The 25,467-nt window shown below is 50.0% G+C and carries 15 protein-coding genes; 14 read left to right on the top strand and 1 reads right to left on the bottom strand.

Annotated features, from left to right (window positions below):
* Window position 1 precedes the first annotated feature (1 nt).
* The 11 genes from J2Z66_RS43710 to dgoD all read left to right on the top strand — a co-directional run bounded on the left by J2Z66_RS43710 (window position 2) and on the right by dgoD (window position 18,306).
* Complete coding sequence (locus tag J2Z66_RS43710; RefSeq protein WP_209968635.1) at window positions 2-1,339, top strand: amidohydrolase family protein; 1,338 nt, start codon at window positions 2-4, stop codon at window positions 1,337-1,339.
* A 42-nt stretch (window positions 1,340-1,381) separates the two neighbouring features.
* Window positions 1,382-2,143 (top strand): HpcH/HpaI aldolase family protein, encoded by a 762-nt coding sequence (locus J2Z66_RS00765; protein ID WP_209968632.1) that lies wholly within the window; start codon window positions 1,382-1,384, stop codon window positions 2,141-2,143.
* A 44-nt stretch (window positions 2,144-2,187) separates the two neighbouring features.
* Entirely contained in the window at window positions 2,188-3,897 is a 1,710-nt protein-coding gene (locus tag J2Z66_RS00760; RefSeq protein ID WP_209968630.1) for a hypothetical protein, read from the top strand.
* Window positions 3,898-4,157: 260 nt separating this feature from the next.
* Window positions 4,158-10,277, top strand: coding sequence for an S-layer homology domain-containing protein (locus J2Z66_RS00755; protein ID WP_209968627.1), 6,120 nt, complete (start codon window positions 4,158-4,160; stop codon window positions 10,275-10,277).
* 286 nt (window positions 10,278-10,563) lie between these two features.
* Window positions 10,564-11,661, top strand: a complete 1,098-nt coding sequence (locus J2Z66_RS00750; RefSeq protein ID WP_209968624.1) for a pyridoxal-phosphate dependent enzyme — start codon at window positions 10,564-10,566, stop codon at window positions 11,659-11,661.
* Between the two features lie 25 nt (window positions 11,662-11,686).
* Window positions 11,687-12,679, top strand: a complete 993-nt coding sequence (locus tag J2Z66_RS00745) for a Gfo/Idh/MocA family protein (RefSeq protein ID WP_209968621.1) — start codon at window positions 11,687-11,689, stop codon at window positions 12,677-12,679.
* 60 nt (window positions 12,680-12,739) lie between these two features.
* Window positions 12,740-13,492 carry an MBL fold metallo-hydrolase gene (locus J2Z66_RS00740; protein WP_209968618.1) on the top strand — a complete coding sequence of 251 codons (753 nt, stop codon included), beginning with the start codon at window positions 12,740-12,742 and terminating at the stop codon, window positions 13,490-13,492.
* 67 nt (window positions 13,493-13,559) lie between these two features.
* Window positions 13,560-14,564, top strand: coding sequence for a succinylglutamate desuccinylase/aspartoacylase family protein (locus tag J2Z66_RS00735; protein ID WP_209968616.1), 1,005 nt, complete (start codon window positions 13,560-13,562; stop codon window positions 14,562-14,564).
* A 174-nt stretch (window positions 14,565-14,738) separates the two neighbouring features.
* Window positions 14,739-16,130, top strand: a complete 1,392-nt coding sequence (locus tag J2Z66_RS00730) for an MFS transporter (protein ID WP_209968613.1) — start codon at window positions 14,739-14,741, stop codon at window positions 16,128-16,130.
* Between the two features lie 445 nt (window positions 16,131-16,575).
* Window positions 16,576-16,713, top strand: coding sequence for a hypothetical protein (locus tag J2Z66_RS00725; protein WP_209968610.1), 138 nt, complete (start codon window positions 16,576-16,578; stop codon window positions 16,711-16,713).
* A gap of 429 nt (window positions 16,714-17,142) precedes the next feature.
* Window positions 17,143-18,306 (top strand): galactonate dehydratase, encoded by a 1,164-nt coding sequence (gene dgoD / locus J2Z66_RS00720; protein WP_209968605.1) that lies wholly within the window; start codon window positions 17,143-17,145, stop codon window positions 18,304-18,306.
* Between the two features lie 660 nt (window positions 18,307-18,966).
* Here the strand turns inward: dgoD and J2Z66_RS00715 are convergent.
* On the bottom strand, window positions 18,967-21,555 hold the full coding sequence (locus J2Z66_RS00715; protein WP_209968602.1) for a helix-turn-helix domain-containing protein: 2,589 nt from the start codon (window positions 21,553-21,555) through the stop codon (window positions 18,967-18,969).
* A 287-nt stretch (window positions 21,556-21,842) separates the two neighbouring features.
* Here J2Z66_RS00715 and J2Z66_RS00710 point away from each other — a divergent pair, with 287 nt between their 5' ends.
* The 3 genes from J2Z66_RS00710 to J2Z66_RS00700 are packed head-to-tail and all read left to right on the top strand — an operon-like array spanning window position 21,843 to window position 25,318.
* Window positions 21,843-22,817: an ABC transporter permease gene (locus tag J2Z66_RS00710; protein WP_209968600.1), complete on the top strand. Its 975-nt coding sequence runs from the start codon at window positions 21,843-21,845 to the stop codon at window positions 22,815-22,817.
* Between the two features lie 14 nt (window positions 22,818-22,831).
* The gene (locus J2Z66_RS00705; protein ID WP_209968598.1) at window positions 22,832-23,701 is read left to right on the top strand and encodes a carbohydrate ABC transporter permease; all 870 of its coding nucleotides are present in this window, start codon (window positions 22,832-22,834) and stop codon (window positions 23,699-23,701) included.
* Between the two features lie 54 nt (window positions 23,702-23,755).
* Complete coding sequence (locus tag J2Z66_RS00700; protein WP_209968596.1) at window positions 23,756-25,318, top strand: extracellular solute-binding protein; 1,563 nt, start codon at window positions 23,756-23,758, stop codon at window positions 25,316-25,318.
* The last annotated feature ends 149 nt before the right edge of the window (window positions 25,319-25,467 follow it).

Genomic DNA, 25,467 nt, shown 5'->3' with positions numbered 1-25,467 from the left:
AGTGAGCAGCCATTATGATTCACTAAGACTAATAATTGAGTCGTTACCGGTAATCGATAGTCATGATCATATCATACATCCGGATATTATGACTCATGGAAGAAATCAGGATATGAGTATCCCAATTTCTTTACTGATCGAAACGATTACTGGACCGGAAAATCGTATCGCTTTGTTATCGTCAGGCATGCCCGCAAGCCTGCTCAATGATATCGTCTCTGGACGGATGGAAACGATAGCTTCGCGGAAGTCTTTGCTGCATTATATGCATAATATTGAAAATACCGTGTCCTATAATTGGATGGCGCGAGGTATGGAGGAGCTCTACGGCTTTGATGTACGAAAACTGAATGAAAATAACTGGGATTCGTTAGAGAATAGGATGCAGAAGGCTTATGAAAACCGCTATGAATGGATGGTCGAGGTGTTTGACCGATTGCAAATCCGTACTTCCCTATTGAATATGGGGACTGACGCAGGTGCTTATTACTACGGAGGTTATTTGCAGCAATTATCGCAAGCAGATTTGGCATCTGATCAGCGCTGTTTTACGCGAATTGCTACTTTCGATTCATATGCCATGGATCCTTTTGCAGCAGTCACGGAAAAGTACGCTCAACTCGTTAACGTTTCCTACAACTCTTTGGAAGAATACGAAATATTTTTGGAGAAACTAGCTGATTTCTTTGTTACAAAGTACAGCGTCAAAGGATTTAAATTTAGTGAAGCCTACTTCCGCCGGTTAGATTACGATGAGATCGATAAAGAAACGGCTCGCAAAGCATTCAAGAAAGAACGAACAGAGGAAGAAAAGAAACAGTTGAGCAATTACATTTCTTATCGAATATTGGAACTCGCTGAAAAACACCAGATTCCTGTCCAGTTTCATACTGGGATGCGCTGGGGAGAGCTGTCATTGCAGGATCTCAACCCCATCTACATGGAAGGGACTCTAAAACGCTTTCCCAATGTCAACTTTGAATTCATGCATGGCGGGTATCCGCATCTTGGAGAAATGTCGGTAATAGCAGCCAACACACCTAACGTATTTATCAACATGAGTTATTTGACGATAATTTCTTACGAGGCGGCTGCGCAGTGGCTCAGCGTATGTTTGGATATGGTGCCGTCCAATAAAATTACATTTGGCTGCGATGTTTTTCATTTGGAAACCTTGTATGGCGGCACTATGTATGTCAAGGATTTGATCGCTAAAGTATTGATTCAAAAAATTGAAAATCGTCTCCTTACAGAAGAACAGGCGGTGTCAATAGCAGGGAAATTATTGCATGACAACGCTAATCGTTTGTTCTCACTTGGTTTCACATGCCTAAATTAATAGTATGCTTTTCTACTAAGAAAACGGGAAGGGTGGTCGAGAGTGGCAGGAATTGACTTGGCGGCTAAGCTGAATCGTAGGGAAAAAGTGTTTACTACCATGATCTCTCATACGACATGGACAGGAATTATTCCGGTATTGAAGAAGCGAAACCTAGATTTTGTCTTGTTCGAGATGGAACATAGCCATTACGATTGGCGAGATTTAGAGGGATTGTTACGAATGTGCAAGATGCTTGATCTGCCCTCAGTTGTTCGAGTCACGGACATTGCTTATCATCAAATTTCGTTATTTCTAGACATGGGTGCAACCGGTGTTCTTATTCCGCGCATTGAACGGTTCGAACAGCTAGAACAGGTGATCAATATGGTTAGACTGCCCCCTGTAGGGCAGAAGGGGGTAGGCGGCTATGATTTCTCCGTAGGTGATCTCACTGCCAAACTGGCTAATTACAACAAGGAAAAACTAATTCTGATTCAGATTGAACGGGAAAAAGCGATTCCTGAATTGGATAAAATGCTGGCAACAGGGGAAGTTGCTGGAGTCATCGTTGGACCTTTTGACCTGTCCGTTTCCCTTGGTATTCCTGGAGAATTCGATCATCCCCAGTTTCTCGAAGCCGTTCAGAATGTAATACGAATTTGTGATGAAAGAAAAGTTTCCTGCGGTATGTTTTTGGGAGAAGAAGCCAATATTCGACACTGGCGGGGTCAGGGTATGAATTTGATTTGGAGCGGAAGCGACATGAGTTTCTTCATAAATGGTTACAATCAACTATGCGATACGATCGATAGTATAAAGTGATATGAAGCTAAGAAGCTAAGCTAGTGGAGGGGGATTTCACAAATATGGGACACGATTCTAGAGAAACGGTGATCTTCTCGGATATGACGCAAGTCATTCCTGAGAGCGGCATAAGTTATCGTGTGAAAGCCGAGGCGTGGCAAGCAGCTGAGTATACTACCGAGGAATTTGATGGAGTGATGCTTTGGGGGCATGGAACGATGACCTTGCCAGAACTGCAGCTAAAAGTTAAATTAAACGGTTGGTACAACATATATATTGGTCTTCTCAACACCGTATCTACTGAAGGGACACTGTCACGAACGATCTTTCGTCTGACTGATGAAAGATATGGTGAAACGTTAAGCCATACATTTCATGGTGATTTCGCTTCTGCCCCGTATGTGCTGGAAAGCGAATGGAAGTGTGCAGATATGACGGATCAAGACATTTTTATCAAGCATCCTGAAGAAGGTACTCCCTCACTTTCACAGATAGCTTATTTTAAATTTGTACCTTTAGATGGGGAAGAGATTCGTGATGTATGTCAACGGGCAGCACACGGGAAGACGGTTATCGCCTTGCATGACTGTCATTCCGCCTTATGTTACAACAATCCGCAAAGTTCAGCGGGTATGGCTAGCGAGATTGAGCCGTTTGCCCACAAAGATTTCACTCATGTGATGTTGGAATATTATTTGGATTTGGAAAATTCGCAAACCAATCAGGATATGTTTTGGAGCATGCGGGACTATGAATGCTATGCCGGGTTTGGCGATCAAAACTTTTTTAATTCGATCGAAGGGTTTAAAGACCGGGGTGAGAACTTCTACAAGGAAGTAGCAGCATATGCACATGAATTAGGTTTGAAAATCGGCTTTTCATACCGTATGAACCCTTTCGGTGCACAACCACCTTGGGATATCGGATTTAACTCTCCCTTATTTGCTGATCGTCCCGATCTTCGTTGCGTGGATTATAATGGCGAACAAATAGGAAGGCTGAGCTATGCTTACTCCGAAGTATGTGATACAGTGGTTAACTTATTTAGAAGCATGATATTGTCTGGTGCAGATGGTGTGCATATGTTGTTCTGTCGCGGCGTCCCTAACCTGCTATATGAACAGCCCCTGGTTGATGCTTTTGTCAAGGAGACAGGAATGAACCCCTTCTCTTTGGACGAAGAGGATCCTGTTTTTATCCAATTTAGGGCCAATTATTTTAGTCGTATCTTTATTGAGCGCGTTCGGAAAGTGATTGATGATACGGCACTCGAAATGGGACGAAAAGATCGTCCTTTTCTCTCGATTTCTGCACTTGCAGACCGGCGTACAAACTTGTTTTTTGCATTGGATCTAGAAGATCTTGCCAAACGTAAGGTGATTGATATCGCTGTCGGTTATCCATCCATTATGCGTACACCTGATGATTTTAAATATAATGAATTTGGTACTGTCGATCTGGATTTTTATGCAAGTTTGGCTCAGACTTATGGGATTATTAGTTGTGCAGATCTCATCCCGCGACGTGACGGACCCGATGATACGCGGCGCAAAGCACTCGAAGCATATGATAAGGGGCTATCCGGAGTAGCCATATGGGACTGCAATAGTTATATGAATAGACAGAATTTCCGACCCGTAATTTCGCGGCTAGGCTCCCCTGACAAGCTTATGAATATGAAGCCCAATGGATCAGAGTATATGCGATATACACGGATGCTGCGGCTCAATGGTTTGAAATTGGATAAATACAACCCTTGGTGGGGACTCTGATGCGAATGTGTTTATCCGGACGTTCAAGCGGTATAAAAAGATGACGCCGGGTCAATTCCGGAAAAAGTATATGCGTAAAAAATAGACGATTTACACCCGGCCGAGCCGGCAGTCCGATGCATGAAAAACCGCGGTATATCAACGAAAAAACGGCCGCAGACGATAAGTTTATCGCGCAAATCGCGCGCATTAACAAAGGTCTGCGGCGATGATAAGCTGGAACCTGTAAGCGCATTCAAAAAATAAAAGGAGGAATTAAAATGAAAACGATGACGAGGAGACTCCTGTCTCTGCTTCTCATCACCGCCATGTGCCTTCCCTTTCTGCCGACGGCCATGGCAGCTGTCCGTCTCGAGGAGACGGAGCTGCACAAGCTGGTGGGGGCCTACGCTACCACCGGCAATCCCGAGACCCAGAGCGCCATCTTCCCCGAGGCGCAGATCGCCAACCAGGCATCCAGCTATACGCTGGACGCACAGCCCGGCACTCTTTCCCTGGACTTCGGTGTGGCCGCCAATGTCCGCCGATTGGAGTTGACGGCGGCTTCCGCCGGCAGCCGTCTGACCGGGGAGGACTACGAGATCTGGCTGGGCACCGAGAACTTCGGTAAGCATTACTTCGGCTCCGCCGTCCCGGAGAAGCGGACCCAGACCGCCCGGCTCTCTCCGCAGGACTACAGCTTCCGTGCCGAGACGCGTGACGGCCGGACGGTGCATGTGTTCACCTTCAAGCACAACGCCGCTGCCCGGTATCTGATCGTCCGGCAGACAAAGAGCTATACCCCCGCCGCCTTTGTGCTATCGAATTTGGGCCGGGACGTGCGAGCCTTCGGCAATTATGCCGTCACGGGGGAGGACTTTGCGCGGACGACCGCCGCTTCCGTCCCGGTGACCACGGATTTCCTGGAAGACGATGCGGGGGGAGCGGGCGGCTTTTCCCAACTGGGAGCGGGGGCCTTCACCGCCCTTGATGTGCCTGGCGCCAGCCTCACCCTGGATATGGGCGGGCCCATGGCCGTTAAGTCACTGCTGCTGCGGGCAAGCGACGAGGCAGCGCCGGTCGACGGGGCCAGCCTTGCGCTCTACGTGAGCGACGACGGGAAGCTGTACACGCGGCAGGAGCGTTTCACGACGGAGCAGGAGGTCACGGCCGGCCGCCGGACGCTGCGCGTCACGGTTCTCTCGGATGCGGGTGTCCCTGCCACCCTCGTCGGCCGCTATTTCAAACTCTCCTACATAGGGGGGACGGGGGGCGGGACTTTCCGGATTCTCAATCCCCGGCAGGACATACAGGCCGCCTACGACCCCTTCGGACTGGCGGGCTCTGACCCTTTCCGGCGTAATATCCACAACGGCTCCATTTCCGTCGCGTATTTCGACGGCCGTTTTAAGGGTGAATACGGACAGGCCGCGCTGGACAAGCGCAACGAGCTGTCCGTGGAGGATTTTATCCCGTGGTATCTGGACAATCTCAACAACAACTTCAACTACCTGTACCGCTGGGACAACCTCGGGGAATCCTACGCGGCTGACGACAGGAACATTAGCACGGCCATCAAGCTCCCCTCCGAGCTGCCGGTGAACAACGTCACCATCATCGGCACCCGAACCCTGCCCTCCCGGCTGACGACGGCGGACTGGCGGATTTCCTACTCCACCGACATGCGCAATTTTACGGTCATTGATCCCTCGCAGATCGACGGCGAGACGGTGACGGAGAACGGCATGCCCGCCTTTCTGCTGCGCTTCCCGGAGATACAGGCCAGCACCATCCTGGTATATAACGTCTACGCCAAGAACGGCGTGCCCATCGGCAGCGACTATTTTCCGGTGAAGTCGGACGCCAGCTCCTTCAAAGCCGGGCTGACCGTTCCGACGGACGGGGTGTTCTACGCGCCGCCCACTGCCGTCACGGGCCGCACCGGGGAGCCGCTGTCGGAGCAGCCGCAGAACCGTCTGCTGCTGGACATGGGGGAGACTGTCTGCCCCCGCTCCTTTACGCTGCCCGTCTCTGACGGGGCCGCGCCGGATGACATGGATTTCGCGATCTCCTATTATGACCAGACCACAGGAGATTTCCTGCCACTCACCGGCTGGACGGTGACGGCGGGGGAGGGCGTCCACCTCTTCACCTTGCCCGAGGGGACGATGCTGACCCGCTATCTGCTGGTGCAGGCAGCGGACGGGGCTTATTTCGACCGGCTGACCGGAAGCGCTACGGTGAACACCGACCCGTACGCCCTGCCCGGCGTATCTCGTGTCATTCCGCGGAATCCCGACGCCCGCGGTGGTTTCGTGCAGTCTTCGGGGCTGCTGCCGACGGGACTTTCAAAGCCCGCCGGACAGATTTGGACCGAGATTACGGCGGAGACGACGCCCGAAGCGATGTTCGCCACCGCTTTGGCAAACGGTGTATCCATCGGATGGGCCTACCGGGTTAAAGATGCTTACGATCTGGACGATGCTTCCTTGCGCCAAAGCGCCATGCTCTGGTGGAACAGCGGCACCAAGACGTTCAGCCGCGTGGTACTGACCGCGGCACAGGCCGCCGATACCCGCCTAACTGCCGACGATTTCTATGTCTCCACTTCCACTGACGGCAAGAATTTCACACCTGTGAATCGCTCCAGCCTCACCGTAACCCCGGAAACGTTGGAGGGAGACATCCACCGGTTTACACTGGATTTTCCCAGCATCAGCGCCAGCCATCTGATGATCTACACCAAATATTCTCTGGGAGAGCTGGAGGCTCTGCCTGCGGGGAAAAATCACTTCAAGGCACTTCCCCTGCCGGACAACATGGCCGTGTACGATGTGATTCCCGAGGACTACACCGTCCCTGTGACCCCGACCGCGAAGCTGCTGGCGCAAAACGAAGCGCCGCTGGGGGAAGATCCCATCAAGCGGAGCCGGCTGATCTTCGACCGTCAGAATCTCTCGCTGGGACTTTCCAACAGCGGCGGTGAGCCGATATCCCGCATCCTGCTATTGGGAGCGGGTGAGGGCGTGCCTGTCTCTGCCTCGGCCTCCGACTATCGCGTCTGGGTCAGCGACGACAATCTGAGCTTCCGGCCCGTGACATTCTTTAGCGTATCCGTCGCGTCCGCAAACGGCAAAACCCAGCTGAATTTTGACGTAAACAGGCTGACATCGCCCTACATCAAGCTCCAGTACACAGGTCCCACCGGCGACAGCTTCCTGCTGGCCGACCCGGATACAGACATACTGGCCTTCACCCTCACCGAGAAGAGCATGGTGGATACCATGTACCGCCATGCGGCCATGATCGGTTACGCGGAAAACGACCGCCTCCCGGCCTCAGGAACCGGGGAGCGCTTCGGCAGCGATGAGGCCTTCGCCTTCGACTGGAATCTGCGCAGCCTCGTGGCCGATCTGGGAGAGAGCCGTTCGGTTAACTACATCAAGCTCTTCGATCTGGATGGAGAGAACCGGCTGGCCGCGCAGGATCTGAGCGTCTGGCTCAGCGACGACAACATTCACTATGAAAGGGTGAAGGATTTCGCCCTCCGCCGGAGTGGCAACGAGTACCATCTGTACAATTTCGAGGGAACGGCTCGCTATGTTAAGGTGCACCAGACCCATTTCGAAACCAATGCGGCCATCCCCGGCATGAAGGCGTTTGATTTTTTCGCCACCTTCACCGGCTCCAACCTGCAGCGGATGATGGAGGTGTACCGGATGCCGCTGTTCTCGAAGACGAGCCAGACCAATGTATTCCCTTATGGTCAGGGACAGTGGAGCGACTATAAGGACATCTACCTGCAAAGCGACAACGGCGCTATGGATACCGGCCTTGCCTATCTTAGCTACGAGGAGTTGGGGATTCCGGCTCTAATATCCCAGGGCAAGCTCCGGGCGGATCTCGCCGACGTGCGTTTTGCCGACACAACCGGACGGCTCCTGCCCTGCTACGACGACGGGAAGGGCTTCTTTGTAAGGCTGTCCGCCATCCCGGCGACCGGCGCACAGATTGTTTTCTACTTCGGCAATCCGCTGGCCCAGAGCGTCAGCGATGGCATGCAGACCCTGCAGGTGGACTTCGGCGGCAGAACCATCAGTTTCGCCAACTTCGGCATGGGGGACAGCAAGGCCGCGATGCTGGCCGACGGGCGGATGATGATTGCCAACCACGGCTGGCACACCGAGGGTGCACCCCGCGAGGTGCAGGTGGCCTTCTCGGAGAATAACGGTCAGACCTTCGGGGCGTATCAACGGGTCACCTTTAACGGCAATGACGCGATGGACGGCCTGCTAGCCCTCCCGAACGGCGAGGTGATGCTGACCTATACGTGGTTTGAAAAGGACGGCGGCTACGGTCACTATACGAACGCCGAGCTGACCAATTTCCAGGTTTACGCCATGACTTCCAAGAACGGTGTCACCGAATGGAACGAGCCGGTCAAAATCGACACCGGCTATGCCTACAACCTGGCCACCTCCAATCCGATCCTGGCGTCGGACGGGAGCATCTATGTTCCCGTGGCGCCGATGATCTCCGACCATGGCGCGGGCGGCATCTGCCTGATGCGCTCTACCGACGGCGGACAGACCTGGACGAATGTCACCGGTATTGTCAAATCGGATTTTGAAGGCTTTGAGTCAGGCTTCAGCGAGGCCGCGGTAGTGGAGCTGCGCCCCGGCGTACTGCGGATCTATTACCGTCAGGGCGCGGACGAGAGCATCAACAGACTGGGGGAGATCACCTCCTACGACAATGGGGATACCTGGACGGAGCCCGGACAGTCTCCATTCTATGCAACTGCAACCCAGCCCGCCCTGTATCGCGCCGAGAGCGGCCGCATCTATCTCATGTGGGCGGGGCACAACGGTACCGGCTCCCACACGTATCAGCGTATGCCAATCACCATGGTCTATTCCGATGACGGCGGCGAGAGCTGGCAGGGCTACCAGGAGATTTCGGGGCGCATGCTTTTCAATGTCCCCTTCGGCTCTCCGCAGGCGATGCAGCCCGACTTCAGCATCGCGCCCGACGGCAGCCTGTACGTTATGATCTGGATGCGGGGCACCATCTACAGCAGTGCCGCAAACGGAGCCTGGTTCGCCTTCCGGATGGAGGACTTCGACCGCTGGGTGGCGGAGAACACCGGCGCGTTCGACGACTTTGAACAGCCCTCCTCCGTCAAGGGCAACTACTGGTACGAGATCGGCCCCAGCGTGGGCGTGTCCGACCTGAGGGCTGCGTCCGGATTGCGCGCCCTGCGCGTATCCGATACCAGCACCATCGACAATGCGATGGCCGCCCGGAACTTTATGGGTGTGCACAAGGGTGAGGTTCGCTTCTCGCTGAACTTTCATTCCGCGGACAGCGGGCTGCGGCTGGGACTTTGGGAGAGCCTGCCCTCGTTCCCCGACAACGCCGGGTTGATGTTCGAGATGGATGTGGACAAAGCGGGCGCGCTCTCCATGCGGCTGCCGGACGGCAGTCTGGCTCCCACGGGGGTGACCCTTACCCGGGACGCCTGGCACACTTTCTCCCTGCGGTTCGACGTGTCCGCAGCCAGCCTGGCCCTCTATGTGGACGGCAAGCTGGCCGCTCAGCTGCCCGCTGTGGAGCAGCAGAGTGTCATCGCCTATTTCGCGGCCTATTCCATGAGCGCTGCAGAAACCGGCACGGAATTTTATCTGGACAACTTTATGGTCATCGATGGGAGGGACGCCTCCCTCAGGCTGGCAACGTCGACAACGCCAACCGAACCGGTCGAGCCGACCAAGCCAACCGAACCGACCAAGCCGACCAAGCCGACAGAACCGGTCGAGCAGACCAAGCCAACCGAACCGGTTGAGCCAACCAAGCCGGCCACCCCGGGAAAGAAGCCCGAACCGCCTGTCACAGCGCCGGACGCTCCCGCGAAAATGACCGACACCGCTGGTCACTGGGGCAAGGAAGCCATTGACTATGTGCTTAGCAGAGGTTTGTTCACCGGCGTCACGGGGACGACCTTCTCCCCCGATACCGAGATGACCCGTGCGATGGCCTGGACGGTGCTGGCGCGGCTTGACGGCCAGACAACAGAAGGCGGAGAGAGTTGGTATGCATGGGCGCAGGCCTGGGCTAAGGAAAACGACATTTCCGACGGCTCCATACCGAATGGGAACGTCACCCGCGAACAGCTCATTACCATGTTGTATCGCTATTTCGGTACGCCGACCGCAAGCCGTGACCTGAGCGGATTCAAGGATGCGAACCGGGTCAGCGGCTGGGCTTCGGACGCGGTACAGTGGGCTGTACAGAACGGTCTGCTTGTCGGATACAACGGCGCGCTGAATCCCAAAAATAACATCACTCGCGCCGAAGTCGCGACGATCCTGATGCGCTTTATCAAGCTGACCAGAAGCTAAACGGTATAGGGATACTGAGAAACGCAAATGCGTTTCTCAGTACGCCCGGGCGTTCAAACGGTATGTGACGCGATGCCTGCTTATATTCAAGGATATGAATACGCAGGGGTCAAATGGGTTGCCGGCTCAAAGCACAACGACACGAAGCCCACAAAGGTTATTGACCTTTTTTTAGGCTTTTGCTATACTTTAATTGAATTAATTGGTTAGACCATAGTATATATTATTTGACTTCCAGACTGGTGTGCAAGAGAAATTAACGGCGTAAAGCAAAGGATGGAGACCGATGATAAGAAGCAATAAAAGCGGCATCTGGAAATACGAAGCTCTGCTTCCGAACATTTCCACAGACAATCAAGTGACACTTGGAGAGGGCAATACACCGCTTGTCAAAAGCCGGAATATCGGGCGTGAGCTTGGCTTGAATCATTTATATTATAAATTGGAATCTGCGAATCCGACCGGTTCTTATAAGGACCGCATAGCGGCAGTAGGGGTGTCATGGGCTTTGGAGCAGGGAAAAGAAGCTTGTATTGGCACAACCTCTGGCAATGCGGGTGCTTCTATTGCTGCTTATGCAGCCAGTTCGGGATTACCATACCATTTGCTTGTACTGGAAAGTATTCTTGAAGCTAAGCTGATGCAGGTCGTTGTGTACGATGCACAGGTTAAGAAAATAAAAGGCTTCGGCGAAAGCGCGGCGGTTGGAAGTAAAGTATTTACCTATATAGATGAGCAGTCTGTTAAGAACAATTGGGAAGTGCTGATTACGGCCTTTAAATTCAACCCGACTGCTATGATGGGCGTCAAAACGATTTCCTACGAGTTGTTTAATGATTTCGGCGGCCAATCTCCGGATGCTGTATTTATTCCAGTTGGCGGAGGAGGCTTGTTTACAGGTATCGCCAAAGGGTTTGAAGACGTAGTCCAGCATGAGAAGGACGCACGATTCCCATCGCTCGTGGCTGTACAATCAGCGGGCTGCTCCAACATCGTGCAGGCTTGGAAGCTGGGGGAGGCAGAGCCTGTTCCGGGTGATTCAACTTCGCAGATTTCCGGGCTTCAAGTGCCAAACTCGCTGGATGGCAAAGAGGTGCTGGAAGTGCTGAACGCGGGCAACGGATGGGGAGAATCGGTACCAGATACGTCAACATGGAGCTGGCAGGAGCGGTTGGCGTCACGCGATGGCATTCTTTGCGAGCCGGCATCGGCGATTACGATGGCTGCGGTGGAGCAGGCCCTGCAAGCAGGACGCATTCATAAGGATTCGGTTGTCGTTTGTGTCATAAGTGGCGCTGGATATAAAGATATGGGCCGTGTTCAAGCGATCGTAAATACCAAAAATGAGGTCCCACTGGTTGAGATTGATTCTTTATTAAGTTGATTAGGAAGCGGAGGGGAAGTTCTAAATGAGCGAAATCAAAATAGGCATCATCGGTTTAGGGCGGTTTTCCCGGCTTCATTTTCAGTGCCTGAAACAAATTCCGGGTGTTAAAATAGCTGCCGTTGTCGATCTGGATCCACAAAGAGCTAGTGAAACAGCTGCCGAATGGAACTGCAAGGGGTACACGGATTGGTCGGAAATGCTTGCGGAGCAGCAGCTTGATGCCGTAACTGTATTAACTCCGGAAGCCTATCACGTCGAGCCGGTTATTGCCGCGCTGCAGGCAGGCTGCCATGTTTTTGTCGAGAAGCCGCTTGCTCTTGACGAGGCTTCTGCACAGGAAATGATTCGTGTGTCCGAGACGACTGGCAAGGTGCTTACGGTCGGGCATGTGTGCCGGTTCGATTCCAGATTGATTTCAATCAAGGAAGCCATTCAGGAAGGCCGGCTTGGCAAGCTGCGTTCCATCTATGCGCGCAGAAACAATCCGAAGAAATATTTTCCGATCTACAGACGTACGGACCCGATATATATATTAGGTATTCATGATATCGATTTACTGCACTGGTTTACCGGTTCACAGGTGGAAGAAGTGTATGCAAGACGATCCGGACCGGGAAATAACGAATACGATTTGATCTGGTCGATGCTTAAATTTGCTGACGGTACGATCGCAGTTATCGAAAATAATTGGCTGATGCCTGACAGAACGCCTGCTGAGCAGGATGTGCGTATGGAGATTGTGGGAGAGACAGGCACGGCTCATTTTCAGGATCCAGATCAGACGCTGACCTTTTGGGACAACGCTGCTGTGACAACGCCTGCTTCTTATGCATGGAGCGAGACATATGGAAACATTTCCGGAGCTTTGCTGGAGGAATTGAAGCATTTCTATGCATGCGTTCGCGAGAACAAGACATCGGCTATTTTACGGCCAGAGGATGCCCTCTCTGCAGTTAGGGTAGCGAAGGCCATTCTTCAATCCTGCGATTCGGGGCTGCCGGTGAAGCTGGGATGAAATGCTTGATGATTTTAGGATGTATGGATAAAAAGGAAAAGAAAGACGGTGCAGTGTAGCATGCAGATGAAAGCGCAAATGCAAATGCTGGGTCGCGTTTATTTGGTCGGAAGCGGTGCACTCGGCTCCAATAAAACGAATGATTACGATTGCAACGTGTATTTGCTGGATGGGGGCAGCTCCATGCTGCTGATTGACTGCGGCGCTGGAATGGGTGCTGGACCTATTGCTAAGACGATTGAGGAGCTTGGGTTCCAGCTCAGCGACATTAGCCACATCCTGTTGACCCATGGACATGCCGATCATGCTGGCGGAGCCAGCAAGCTTCAGCAGCTTACTGGCGCTCAGCTCGTTTGTTCTCCTGCCACCGCACGCATTATGCGGGAAGGGGACGAAGCGGCGATTGGCCTGCCTGGGGCCCGGGAAGCAGGTATTTATCCAGAGGATTATAAGCTGATTCCTTGCAGTCCTTCTATTGAAGTGCAGGAAGGGGACCGGCTGCAAGTAGGTGATCTAAGTATCGAGTTTATCGAGACCCCTGGTCACAGCTTTGATATGGTCTGTGCCTATTGCCCTGAGCTGAAGGCCTTGTTCAGCAGTGACACTGTGTTTGAAGGTGGGCGGGTTGCGGTGATTGACACAGCGGATTTTTCCATGACTGATCTGGAAAGCAGCATGCAGAAGCTGGCAAACCTGGATACTGCTGCTTTGTTTCCAGGGCATATGGACCCTGTGCTGGAAAACGCTCGCGAGACCGTACTTAAAGCAGCTGCGATATTTGCCCATGGGCTGGTTCCGGAGAGCATTGTGTAGTTCTGGTGAAGCAGAAAGCAGGTAAATTTACACGGTTTGCAGATAATTAGGAAGTGAGGGAATAAGTATGCACAAAAAATTGCAGGCAGAGCTATTTGATGCCGGGAAAATTGCCCCAGGAACGAAGGAAAGCCTGGTGCTCAGCTTTTCAACGGTGGAGGGGCCGGACGGCCAGATTCCGCTTCATATCGTAAAGGGCAGCGAACCTGGACCCACGATGCTCGTACTCGCCGCGGTGCATGGTGATGAGTATGAAGGTGTGCATACCCTTATCGAGCTTTGCCGCGAGCTTCATCCCAAGGATATTCGTGGCACGCTGTTGATGGTTCCTATTACGAATCTTCTTTCCTATTACGGGGCATCACGGGAAACTCCTGAGGATGGCTGCAACCTGGCGCGTGAATTTCCCGGGAAGCAGGACGGTACTGTGACACAGCGATTAGCTTGGCATCTTGACCGTTCACTTATTGCCAAAGCAGATTTTCTGCTGGATTTGCACAGTGGAGGCGCTAATTATGCTGTACCTGAGCTGGTCGGCTATTACCATAATGATGATGATGAGGTAGGAAGACGTTCGAGGGCTGCTGCCGAAGCGTTTGGAATGGAAATTTTGTGGGCACATCCCGAACTGAATCCTGGACGGACGGTTTCCGCGGCTACGGAGCATGGGGTTCCTTGGCTCTACACAGAGGGCTTCGGAGGAAAACGAATTAAGCCTGAGGAGCAGAAGCGGTACCGTTCAGGAACATTGCGGATCATGAATCATCTAGGCATGCTGCTGCAGCCGGAAGAGTGGATTCAAGAAGAGGCACCTCCGATCCGGTACAGGCTGATGGGTGACGGCAACTTTGACCTGTCTGTAACAGCAGAGGTTGAAGGTTTCTTTATCCCAACGGTCAAGCTGCTTGACCAGGTTGCGGAGGGAGACCGGATCGGCGCAGTGTACGATTGGTTTGGAGAAGAGCTTCAGATCTTCAAGGCATATGGAGATGGTCTTGTAGTGGGTATGGCGGGAACGCCGATGGTTCAAAAAGGATCTGTTATTTATACATTGACTACCGTACACAATTAATATGTTATAGGTCAGCTTTGATGGAGTGTCAGCATGTTTTGCTGACTTTTCCTTGAAGGCTGGCCTTTTCTTTTTAGCCGAATGATCTACAAAGAAATTTGTAAAAATTGTGCTATACAAAAGTATGTCTAGTGTCTATTATAGGGAGAAGAAAAGCAGTAGAAGGGGAGAACCATGTATACAAACCGCTGGCGGATTTTGCATATTGTTAATTTAGGTACGTTCGTTTCGACCTTGGATATCGGTATTGTGAATGTTGCATTGCCAACAATGGCAGAGCAATTCTCGGTTTCGCTGGCCCAAATTCAATGGGTCGTGACTTGTTATTTACTTACAATGGTAGCTTTACTCCCGCTTATGGGGAAGCTGTCAGATCAGGTTGGCCGAAACAAAATTTATAGTGGCGGTTTTCTCGTTTTTGGCCTGGGTTCCTTAGTTGCTGCTTTGTCGGGCAGTTTGACCTGGATTATCATCGCCCGCTGTATTCAAGGGGTAGGGGCTACGATGATTATGGCTAACAGTCAGGCGATGGTTAGGCAGATTTTTCCGGATAACGAAAGGGGCAAAGCGCTCGGTCTTAATGCTGTTATTATATCGGTTGGAACATTGGCGGGCCCGGCAGTTGGTGGGATCCTTATGGTATACACAGGCTGGGAAGGGCTGTTTCTGATTAATGTCCCGCTCGGTATTTTAGGTCTGGTGGCTGGATTACGGATGTTTCCGAACATTAAGCAGGCTGCTTCCAAAGGGCTCGATGTGATTGGTATTGTCGCGCTGGCTGCGGCAACTGTACTCTTAGTGCTTGCTGCTGAGGGAGGCGTCGACGTTCGTCAGGTATGGCTGTTAACTGGGAGTGGTGTGGCGCTGCTGGCCGGATTAATCTATTATGAGACGCGGATTTCGAACGGTATTCTTGATAAAGAGCTGTTTACGAACCGGACGATAGCTATCGGAAACACATCTGCCTTCTTTTTTCATCTCGTACAGATGGCTACGCTGATTCCGATTACGTTTTATTTACAGTACAAGCTAGGTTATGAACCCTGGTTAACAGGATTGATGCTCAGTCTGCAGCCGCTGTTCATGGGTATCGTAGCGCCTATTTCCGGATGGTATCGCGACAGGTTTGGAGCTTTTGCCTTGCTGGTCGCGGGTCCTGTCATCGGGGCTGCTTCCTTGGTGGTCGTGGTTGTGCTGCCAATCGGCTCGGCGGTGGCCATAGCTGTTCATCTAGCGCTATTCGGCGCGGCGATGGGTTTCTTCCAGGCTACCAATAATGCAGAGATTATGAGTGCAGCACCTGAGCATAAAATTAGCCATACCGGCAGCATGCTGGCCTTAATCCGTTATCTCGGCATGATCGCCGGTATTGGTTTGGCGGCAGCCTTCGTCGGTAACCTGGGAGGAGCGGATGGCCCAACGCCAGCGGATTCCCAGCTTCGTTATTTGTTCCTGCTTTGCTTCGTGTTTTGTTTAGTCATTTTGGGCGCTTCTATGCTGCGGAGGCCGGGCAAAGTATCTCCCGTTAATTCTTCTAAGGGAAGTGCTGCCGGAAGAAAGGGATAGTAAAGCTGTATGGAGTCAATTTAAAATAGTGCCAGGAGGCTTTCATCAAAACTTAAACTTTCTGGCGTGTTAAAAAAAGACCATTTCATCTTTCGAAGATGGAATGGTCTTTTTTTGCGGATGCCTGGAGTGAATAATTATCAATATAGCCACTATCTATTTCCCTCAGGAAAGCAACCTCTGCTGGTAGTCCGTTTGAGCGTGCGTGTCGGCACTTTGATGCTGAGGGAAGTGATGTGGGAGGTAGAGCGGTAGCGGTAGCAATAGCAATAGCAATAGCAGCGTCCCGCCTCCCCCACATTGAGATTGCTTCTTCACTTTAACGATGTTTTTGATCGTTAAAGTAAGGGTTCGAGGGCAATCCGTCACGTTAACGATGATTTTGCAGCTAAAGAAGAGGGAAGGGCTGTAGGGGGAAGAGCCTTAGCGGTAGCAGACATGGATCGTGAACAATCTGGTGGAGTGGAACCTCCCGGATCATCTTACAATGCGTTTGGAGGAGATGCGGCATCTGCATGCAGCAGGACAATTGCAAGAATCAAGATTACTCTGTGTACCGGATGTGCCGCTACTGCAGCTTTAGCTATGCTGCTTTGACAGGGACAGAAGCGAAAGTAATTTCCGGGGAAATAGTATGGGTACTAGACAAGCATAATGCCTGCATTAAGCAGGTATGTTGTAAACGAGTAAGGAGGCTATCTCAAGAGGTGAAGACTTTGTGAGATAGTCTTCTTATTTAATTGACAGATTGCTGGAAAAGGGATAATCTGGGTTTGAATTTATTTTATATAAGTTGAACATAAGAATCTTATTATTGCATGGGTACCTTTACGACTCTGTCTTTGTTTTATTTGTAAGCGCTATCTCATCCCGGCGAACCATGGCTTCGAACAGCATCTGAATGTTAGGAAGGATCAGCCGCATCGTCTGTGATCATCCAAGAGCAAGAATGAATTTGGGTTTTCCTTGAAACATTTATTTATGAAACATTGGAGAAGAGAGGAGCTTTCTTATGATCATTTCTGATATCAAAACAGTTATTGTCAACGCCGAAATGCGAAATTGGATTTTCGTCAAGGTGGAAACTGACGAAGGGATCATCGGGTGGGGGGAAGCCTCAGTCGAGTGGAAGACGCGGAGCGCAGTGGGGGGAATTGAAGATTTGAAGCCGTTTATTCTTGGCTTAGACCCTACCAATATAGAGCATCTGTATCAGGTGATGACGCGCCATCCTTTTTTTCGCGGCGGGATCGAGCAGTTCAGTGCAATCAGTGGGATCGAGATGGCGTGCTGGGATATTTTTGGGAAAAGTCTGAACTTGCCTGTGTATAAATTGCTGGGCGGGAAGGTGCGGCAGAAAATCAGGATGTATGATCATTTAGGCGGCGGGAACATGGATAGCTTGTATAATTCGATTCATGATGCCGGCAGTATGGCTGAGAAGGCCATTAGATCCAAGGAAGCCGGTTTTACGGCGCTCAAGGTTCTAGTCGTTCCCCGCTCGGAGCCTTTGGAAGGCAGTAAAGTATTAAATCATGCCGCCAATCTGATGGGGGCTATTCGCCACGCTGTAGGTGATGACATGGATATTATGGTTGATTTCCATGGCCGCACAACACCTGATATGGCTATTCAATACGCCAAGGTGTTGGCTCCTTATCGGCCATTCTTTCTAGAAGAACCTTGTTTACCCGAAAATGTGCTTGGCATGGTGAAGGTATCAAAAGCGGTTGATATCCCCATTGCAACGGGAGAGCGCTTAAACACACGCTTTCAGTTCCGGGAGCTGCTGGAAAAGGGGGCTTGCGCCATTGTTCAGCCAGACATCTGTCATTGCGGGGGACTGTGGGAAGCCCGGAAAATTGCGGCTCTTGCCGAAACTTACTATGTGGGCGTGGCGCCTCATAACCCGATGGGACCTATTGCAACCGCTGCGGCGATTCACTTTGCAGTATCGACGCCTAATTGGCTGATTCAGGAATCGATCACCTCAGATGTTCCCTGGCGCTATGATGTGATCGAGAATCCGGTTATCGTGCACAACGGATATGTGAATCCTATTGAGCGACCCGGATTAGGCGTTGAGGTGAACGAAGCGGAGGCTGCCAAGCATCCGTTCAAACAGGAGGTTTTGGCCCGTTATTGGCATGAAGACGGTGCTGTTGCCGACTGGTAAGCGTAATGGAAGCATTGCGGTTGCGGTAAGAACATTGGAAGGAACTATGGTAAGCCAGACAGCTCATTTACAATGCAGCTTTGCAGTGACAAAGCAACCGATATTACCATTCATTCACCAAGGGATCAGTAAGGAACCACAATTTTTCCCTATCGCCGCTATCCCTTTCCATCAGGGAAGCAATGTCTGCTGGCTGTCTGTTTGAGCGTGGCATTTTCGGCACTTTGAAGCTGAGAAGGAATGGAGGTGGGAGGAAAAGCGATAGTAGCAGCCCGCCTCCTCCGAATGTAACTGGGCGAGTGCTTGACTTAACGATGTTTTTCATCGCTAAAAGAGGATGCATGGCATCACTGGGGGGGAAAAAGGGATTTTAACGATGTTTTTCATTGTTAAAGTAAGTATTTGGAGACGGCCAGTGCTTTTAACGATGAAAAACATCGCTAAAGTAGCAAGCGGCGAAGCGCGGCGCGCTCTTCATCCCCAGCGCCTGCGTTTGCTAGGAAATCTCCTCCAATCAAGAGGGGAGGGCTGTGGATGGAAGAGCGTTAGCGTCCGCCTTTAAAGATTTGTTCCAACCCCAAATTCATTCATTCAAGGGAACAAATCTTTAACAGCGGCTGGAGCCCACAGCCCTTCCCTCCCGACAAGGCCTCTCTCTCATCAGCCTAATAAAGGTTCATCCATTCCCACATCCCCACGCTCCTGCAGAGAAAGCTTGCGGTATTCTCCGGGAGTAAGGCCACATATCCGTTTGAACATGCGAATGAAGGAATTTACATTCTGGTAGCCGACCTGCAGGGCAACATCCTGAATACGGCCATCCGTCTGATTGAGCATTTCCTTGGCATGACGGATTCGGATTCGATTTAAATAATCACTGAAGGTTGTACCTGTGTTTTCATGGAAATAGCTTGATAAATATCCCCGTGATAAGTTTAGTTTATCAGCCAACAGCTCGAGGGAAATGTCTTCCCCGTAATGCTCAGCTATATATTCCAACACAAAATCTTTGATGGGATCCTTCTCCAGCATGTTCGCTCTAATCAATTCGGCGGTTTCATTTACAATTTGACGGAAAAATTGCTCATATTCCTCTCTGGAGGTAAAGGCCTCCATACGTGTATAGGGGGAATGAGTGTTCAGCAGCGGGCTGAAATCGATGTTGTACGCAAGCAATGATTTCACGACCTTGACCATGACTTCTTTGCCGAAGCCGCGGAACTGATCGGCTGTTGCCTTTTTTTGCTCCATATGATGCAGGAAGCGGGCGATCGGTTCCATCGCTTTATCTCCACAGCCAGCCTGCAGGCAGGTAAGCAGCTCCTGCTCCTGGATTGCTGGCAGCCAGAGCGGGCGCTTTTCGGATTGCAATTCGGTTATGATTTGGGTGTCGGCATTCAGCAGTCGCTGCCGCAGCATCGCTTGTGTATGCTTATAAGCGGCGGAAATTTCCGTAGCGTGATGTGGTGCGGGATGGAAGGCAATAGTTAGAAAGGAGTATTCCTTATCGTGATCAAGGATTTGTTTTAATTGTCGCATACAGCTCATAACTGCCATAGCATCTTCAACGTTTCCTCCATTTCCAGCAAATCTTCTACTGTCTCCATGTGCACCAAATCCGGCAATGTTGCCAACGCCTCCATTTGTTCCAAATCCAGCACTGTCGCTAACGCCGCCATGTGCACCAAATCCGGCACTGTCGCCAACGCCTTCATTTCTTCCAAATCCTCCACTCTCACCAATTCCACTCATTTCCCCAAATTCCCCGCATCCACCATGCCCGCAATCTCCGTAACTTCCCTCGTTTTCCCCAGTGAAAATAAGCGATAAGATCTGCTCTTCCTCCATCTGAAAGGTGACTGACTCTGTAAATCCTTCCTTCACATGAAGCGTAATAAATTCCTTGATATAGAAGGATGCTTTCTCTTGCTCCTCCTCCATCAGACTGTGGTATTTGTCGGTAAAAGCCAGCTGAAACACAACCAGATAATAAGGTTTGTTTGTCTCGATTAAATCATCTGTATGGTTATTTGGATAAATATTTTTTATTTTATTGATATAACCGTAATCCTTGAGCAAGCTGTTTTTATCGTTCAGATCAAGGTGGAATTTATGATTGGCACGAATAATATCGGTGATGTTTGTGCTAATCAGGTTGAATTCATGAATTTTGCTGGGAAGCTTTCCGTGATGTCCGGCTTTCTGTACAAGTCTGACCATCGTTTGAATCGGATTATTGATTTTCATGCTAAGCAGGATGGAGATGGATACGCTGAGCACAAGCGATACAGCCAAAATAACGATCAGCACCTGATTAAGCTGGGCTACCTGGGAAGCTATGCGTACATTAGGAATAACCGTTACATAGGTAAGGGAGGAGTGGCTGCCTTTTTTATAGAAATAGTACTGATTATTTTTGGTGAAAAAGCCTTCGTTTGCAGGAAATGGATTGAGCTTCATAATAGCTTCATCCCTGATCTCATCAGCATGCTTGCTTCCATTGTCGTCCAATTCTGTCTGGCTGCTTTCAGGTGGTGTCCGATACATGGTTTGGCCGCTCTCATCCAGAATAAAGAAGCGGTCTTCCCCTTTTCCGTTCAGCAGGAAGGCTTGCCTCATTTGTTCCGCGTCGATCAGGGCTACGATGATGTATTGGGGGTTGTATTTGTTTCTGACGATGAAGGGCATCAGGTTGCCTTTGTCCAGAATGCCTTTGTCGTATTTGATTTCCTGAAAAGGAGACGCAGGGAATACACGGAAAGGGTAGTTCTCTTTGAACTGCTCTATCCAGAAGGAAGTATTGTAGTAAGCGCTGACATAGTATTTGGTGAACATTTCTGACGAAGAGTTGATCCCATCCTTCTCCAGCACCTGGGGATTATCACGGGAAATGACAAGCAGGTTATTGATATAAAAGAGCTCGTTGGAAAGCAGCAGCTTCATTTCCTTATGCAGCTGGTTGGCAGTGTCATAGTTTAGTTGCTTGTCATCCTTAATTAAAGAAGTAAATCTTTCGTTAAAATAAAAACGCAGCACGACACTGTTGACGAGGCGCAGCTGCTTTTCGTAATTGTCGACGGTGTGGGTGAGATTTAGCGCATTGTGATCAATAATTTCCTGCTGAATATTCGTTTTAAAAAATGTGAATGACAACAGATTAAACGAAAGCAGCAGCACAATGACGATAAGGAATCCGATGAGCAGCTTAACAAATAAGGAATTCCAGCGAAAGGCAAACGGACGGATCAAGTAATTTCCCCCTCACTAATAGCTTCATGAATAGTGTAAGCAGGCAGTCTGCTTAAGTAAATATGCAAATCTTCAGGTTTATACGCCATATGTCAGATTCAGCCCAACGGATGACAAAGGTGAAAAACAGAATATATACAAACGGCCGCAGTTACCGCTAATATTCGATGTAAGCCCGGTACAATCCCAGTACAATCCTAATGCAATCTCAGTGTAAGCCCATTGTAGCAAAAGGTTGTACGCTAGCAAAGCAGTAATTACAGAATCAGAAGAAGGGAGGATTAAACATGCAATTGAATAAAAGCGGCGGCTTTCCCAAGGCGACTGTACAGAAGCAGAAGCTGAATGCGGATAAAGCCACGAGCTTGGCCAAGCGGTTTAAAGAGAGCAAATATTTATTGCTGCTTGTGCTGCCTTGTTTGGTGTATTATATCATTTTTCATTATATTCCGATGTTTGGTATTGTCATTTCATTTCAGAAGTACAATCTCTTTAAAGGCGTGTGGCAGAGCGAGTGGGTCGGATGGAAGCACTATATCATGTTTTTTCAAAATCCGGATTTTTTTAAGCTGCTGCGAAATACGTTTCTGCTCAGCTTTTATAGTATCGTATTCGGCTTTCCTGCACCGATTGTGCTAGCGCTATTGTTAAACGAATTAAAGCATGTCATGTTTAAAAAGTTCGTACAGTCTGTCAGCTACTTGCCGCATTTCATTTCCACTGTTATCGTAGCCAGCATGATCGTTGTTTTCCTCTCTCCGTCGGGGGGGATGATCAACCGTTTTATAGAGGCGGTGGGACTAAATCCGGTCAATTGGCTGATGCAGCCTGAATGGTTCCGCACCATTTATGTGTCGTCTGGTATATGGCAGGGCATCGGCTGGTCATCGATTATTTATTTGGCTGCGCTTACGGCCGTTGATCCGCATTTATACGAAGCTGCCGAGATGGATGGTGCAAGCAGGCTTGGCAAAATGCTGCATATTTCTATCCCTGGCATGATGCCTGTTATCGTCGTCCTGCTTATTTTGGAGATTGGCAGCGTGCTTGGTGTGGGCTTCGAGAAGGTATTTCTGCTCTACAATCCGGCAACCTACGAGACAGCGGATATTCTCAGTACCTATGTGTACCGGGTTGGCCTAGGACAGGGCAATTATAGCTATGCGACAGCAATCGGACTTTTTACCGGGGTCGTTAACCTTGTGCTTTTGGTGGGGGCTAATTATTTCAGCCGCAAAGTGGGGGAAACGAGTCTATGGTGAGGGGGGCGCAGCGCATGAGAAAAAGAACTTTCAGCTTGTTTGATGCCATGTGCATAGCAGTGATGCTGCTGCTGATTGTAGCCACGGTATATCCTTTCATTTATATGATCGCCGTATCGTTCAGTGAGGATGTATATGTGCTGAAAGGTCAGGTCTCGATCTGGCCGAAGGGCTTTAATGTACGGATGTATGAAATTGTGCTGACAGATCCGCGAATATGGAGCGGGTATAGGAACACGGTGCTTTACACCGTAGTAGGAACAGCGGTATCGCTCTCATTCACGGCGATGGCGGCCTATGCTTTATCGAAGAAAAATCTGTTGTTTCACAAACAATTTACGATCCTTATCGTCGTTACGATGTTTTTCGGCGGCGGGATGATCCCGACCTTTCTGGTTGTGAAAAGCTTGGGGCTGGTCGATACGTTCTGGGCGATGATTTTCCCCGGTGCTATTAGCACCTGGTACTTAATAATGATGCGCACCTTCTTTGCCGGACTTCCGCAGGAAATGGAAGAGGCCGGGAAGCTCGACGGCTTGAATGAAATAGGTCTATTTTTGCGGCTTGTCCTGCCGTTATCGAAGGCTGTACTGGCTACCATCGGTTTATTTTATGCCGTAGGCATTTGGAATAATTTTTACACACCACTGATTTATTTGCGAAACCCGGACTTGGTTCCTTTGCAGGTCATTTTAAGAAATATTGTGTTGTCGGGCCAAATGGATCTGAACGGAAATCACGGTTTGGGCAAAGATCGGCAAATTATTGAGGAGTCGCTGAAATATGCCACTATTTTGGTAGGGACCCTGCCCATTCTTGTTGTGTACCCCTTCCTGCAAAAATATTTCGTCAAGGGGGTGACCATCGGTTCATTAAAGGGATAAAGGGATAAAGGGATAAAGGCCATAAAAATGGAACATACGAGAGGAGGGAGGCGCATGCTCCCGGATTGTCTGAGCGGGAGATGTGCGCCGCATAGTTTGAGAAAAATGATGATATTTATGCTAGTGTCCCTGTTGGTTGTGCTGGCTGGCTGTTCGGGCAAGGAGGCAGCTCCACAGGAAAGCTCAAAAGCAGAGACAGAGGAGGGTACCTCAAAGCCGGCCCCTGTAACGCTCAGTATGCTTGTTAATGCACAGGCGAACTGGTCTTACAGCAAAGATAAACCCATTTGGAAGGCGATCACCGAAAAGACGAACGTAACGATTAATGGACAGATGCCGCCAGGGGATAACTATAATGAAGCTTTAAATCTGACCATTGCCTCGGGCGAGATGCCTGATCTGATGTACATGTTCGACTTTGCTGTAGCGAATAGATACGGACAGCAGGGTGCTCTGGTTAACATTCTGGACTATCTCGATTTGATGCCGAATTTTCAGAAATGGTTAGAGCAATACCCGGAAATCAAGGAAAGATATTTGTCCACGGAGGGTGAAATGTTTATGTTCCCCAACCAGGGCTTCGGCGAAACGGAACGGATTATCTGGTTGTATCGCGAAGATATTTTCAGGAAAAACGGGCTTGAAATACCAGAGTCTTACGAAGAGTTGTACAGCGTGCTGAAGAAGCTGAAGCAATTGTACCCGGATAGCTATCCATTTGCTTCACGTGCCGGGTTCAACACACTTTCACGCATGGCGCCGCAATTCGATACAAGTAACGGGGCCTATTACGACTTTGATAAAGACGAATGGCGCTACGGTCCGATCGAGGAAAACTATAAGAAATTAGTTGTCTTCATGAATACCTTATACAAGGAAGGATTAATTGCTCCAGATTGGCTGTCTGCCAACAACAAGAAATGGGAGGATTCGATTGCCAATGACAAGGCGTTTGTATTTCTTGATTATATGGTGATGGATTATTATAACAGCCCGCTGCGCAAGGATAATCCTGAATTTAATATGTTATTTATGCCGCCTCCGGCAGGTTTTCCAGGGGCCCCCAGACAAAATCTGAATCAAAATGTTGTTGATTTGGGCATGACCGTCGCCTCCACCTCGTCCAAAATTAAGGAAGCCATGAAATATATGGACTTTTTCTATACGGAGGAAGGACGGGAGCTGTCGAGCTGGGGCATCAAGGGCGTGACCTATGATGTGGTGGACGGAAAGAAAAAGTTCCTCGAGCAATTCAAGACCTTATCTGACCTTAGGGAGAAGCCGGGCCTGCTTAATTCCGGAACCTACACGTGGATTGATTATGATTCGAGTCTTTCGATTTCAGCTAAAGAGACCCAAGACGCTTACGTGGAAGCCCGCAAATACGATTCCAAGCTGCAGCCTAAGCCGGCCTATACGGATAAAGAGAACGACGTTATCAATTCTGTAGGACTGACGATTCAAAAACACCTCGAAGAGAGCATTACGAAATTTATCCTGGGCGACCGGAATATAAGCGAGTGGGATCAGTACGTGAATGAAATGAATAAGCTTGGAGTGGATCAGATTCTCGCAATTAACAAAGAAGCCTATGGCAGGGTGCAACAATTAAAATAAGAGGAACTCACATGATAAAAATACGCAGGGCAGTGTGAAGCCGCTGTGCATACTTACGTGTTTATCCCAAAACCGTCGTTTTCACTATGAGATGACGGTTTTTTGGTGTTCTGTTATAGAACGACAGCACCTTTTAATAGAAGAAGATG

It is taken from the genome of Paenibacillus eucommiae (genome assembly GCF_017874215.1).
GTDB classification, from domain to species: Bacteria; Bacillota; Bacilli; order Paenibacillales; family NBRC-103111; genus Paenibacillus_AI; species Paenibacillus_AI eucommiae.
The sequence above is the reverse complement of the archived record's forward strand: the minus strand, read 5'-3'. Positions and strand labels throughout refer to the sequence as shown.

What these genes read in the sequence shown, in the direction of transcription:
- J2Z66_RS00760 (WP_209968630.1), top strand. Translation starts at nt 2,188, where the DNA reads ATGGGACACGATTCTAGAGAAACGGTGATCTTCTCGGATATGACGCAA.
- J2Z66_RS00755 (WP_209968627.1), top strand. Translation starts at nt 4,158, where the DNA reads ATGAAAACGATGACGAGGAGACTCCTGTCTCTGCTTCTCATCACCGCC.
- J2Z66_RS00750 (WP_209968624.1), top strand. Translation starts at nt 10,564, where the DNA reads ATGATAAGAAGCAATAAAAGCGGCATCTGGAAATACGAAGCTCTGCTT.
- J2Z66_RS00745 (WP_209968621.1), top strand. Translation starts at nt 11,687, where the DNA reads ATGAGCGAAATCAAAATAGGCATCATCGGTTTAGGGCGGTTTTCCCGG.
- J2Z66_RS00740 (WP_209968618.1), top strand. Translation starts at nt 12,740, where the DNA reads ATGCAGATGAAAGCGCAAATGCAAATGCTGGGTCGCGTTTATTTGGTC.
- J2Z66_RS00735 (WP_209968616.1), top strand. Translation starts at nt 13,560, where the DNA reads ATGCACAAAAAATTGCAGGCAGAGCTATTTGATGCCGGGAAAATTGCC.
- J2Z66_RS00730 (WP_209968613.1), top strand. Translation starts at nt 14,739, where the DNA reads ATGTATACAAACCGCTGGCGGATTTTGCATATTGTTAATTTAGGTACG.
- dgoD (WP_209968605.1), top strand. Translation starts at nt 17,143, where the DNA reads ATGATCATTTCTGATATCAAAACAGTTATTGTCAACGCCGAAATGCGA.
- J2Z66_RS00710 (WP_209968600.1), top strand. Translation starts at nt 21,843, where the DNA reads ATGCAATTGAATAAAAGCGGCGGCTTTCCCAAGGCGACTGTACAGAAG.
- J2Z66_RS00705 (WP_209968598.1), top strand. Translation starts at nt 22,832, where the DNA reads ATGAGAAAAAGAACTTTCAGCTTGTTTGATGCCATGTGCATAGCAGTG.
- J2Z66_RS00700 (WP_209968596.1), top strand. Translation starts at nt 23,756, where the DNA reads ATGCTCCCGGATTGTCTGAGCGGGAGATGTGCGCCGCATAGTTTGAGA.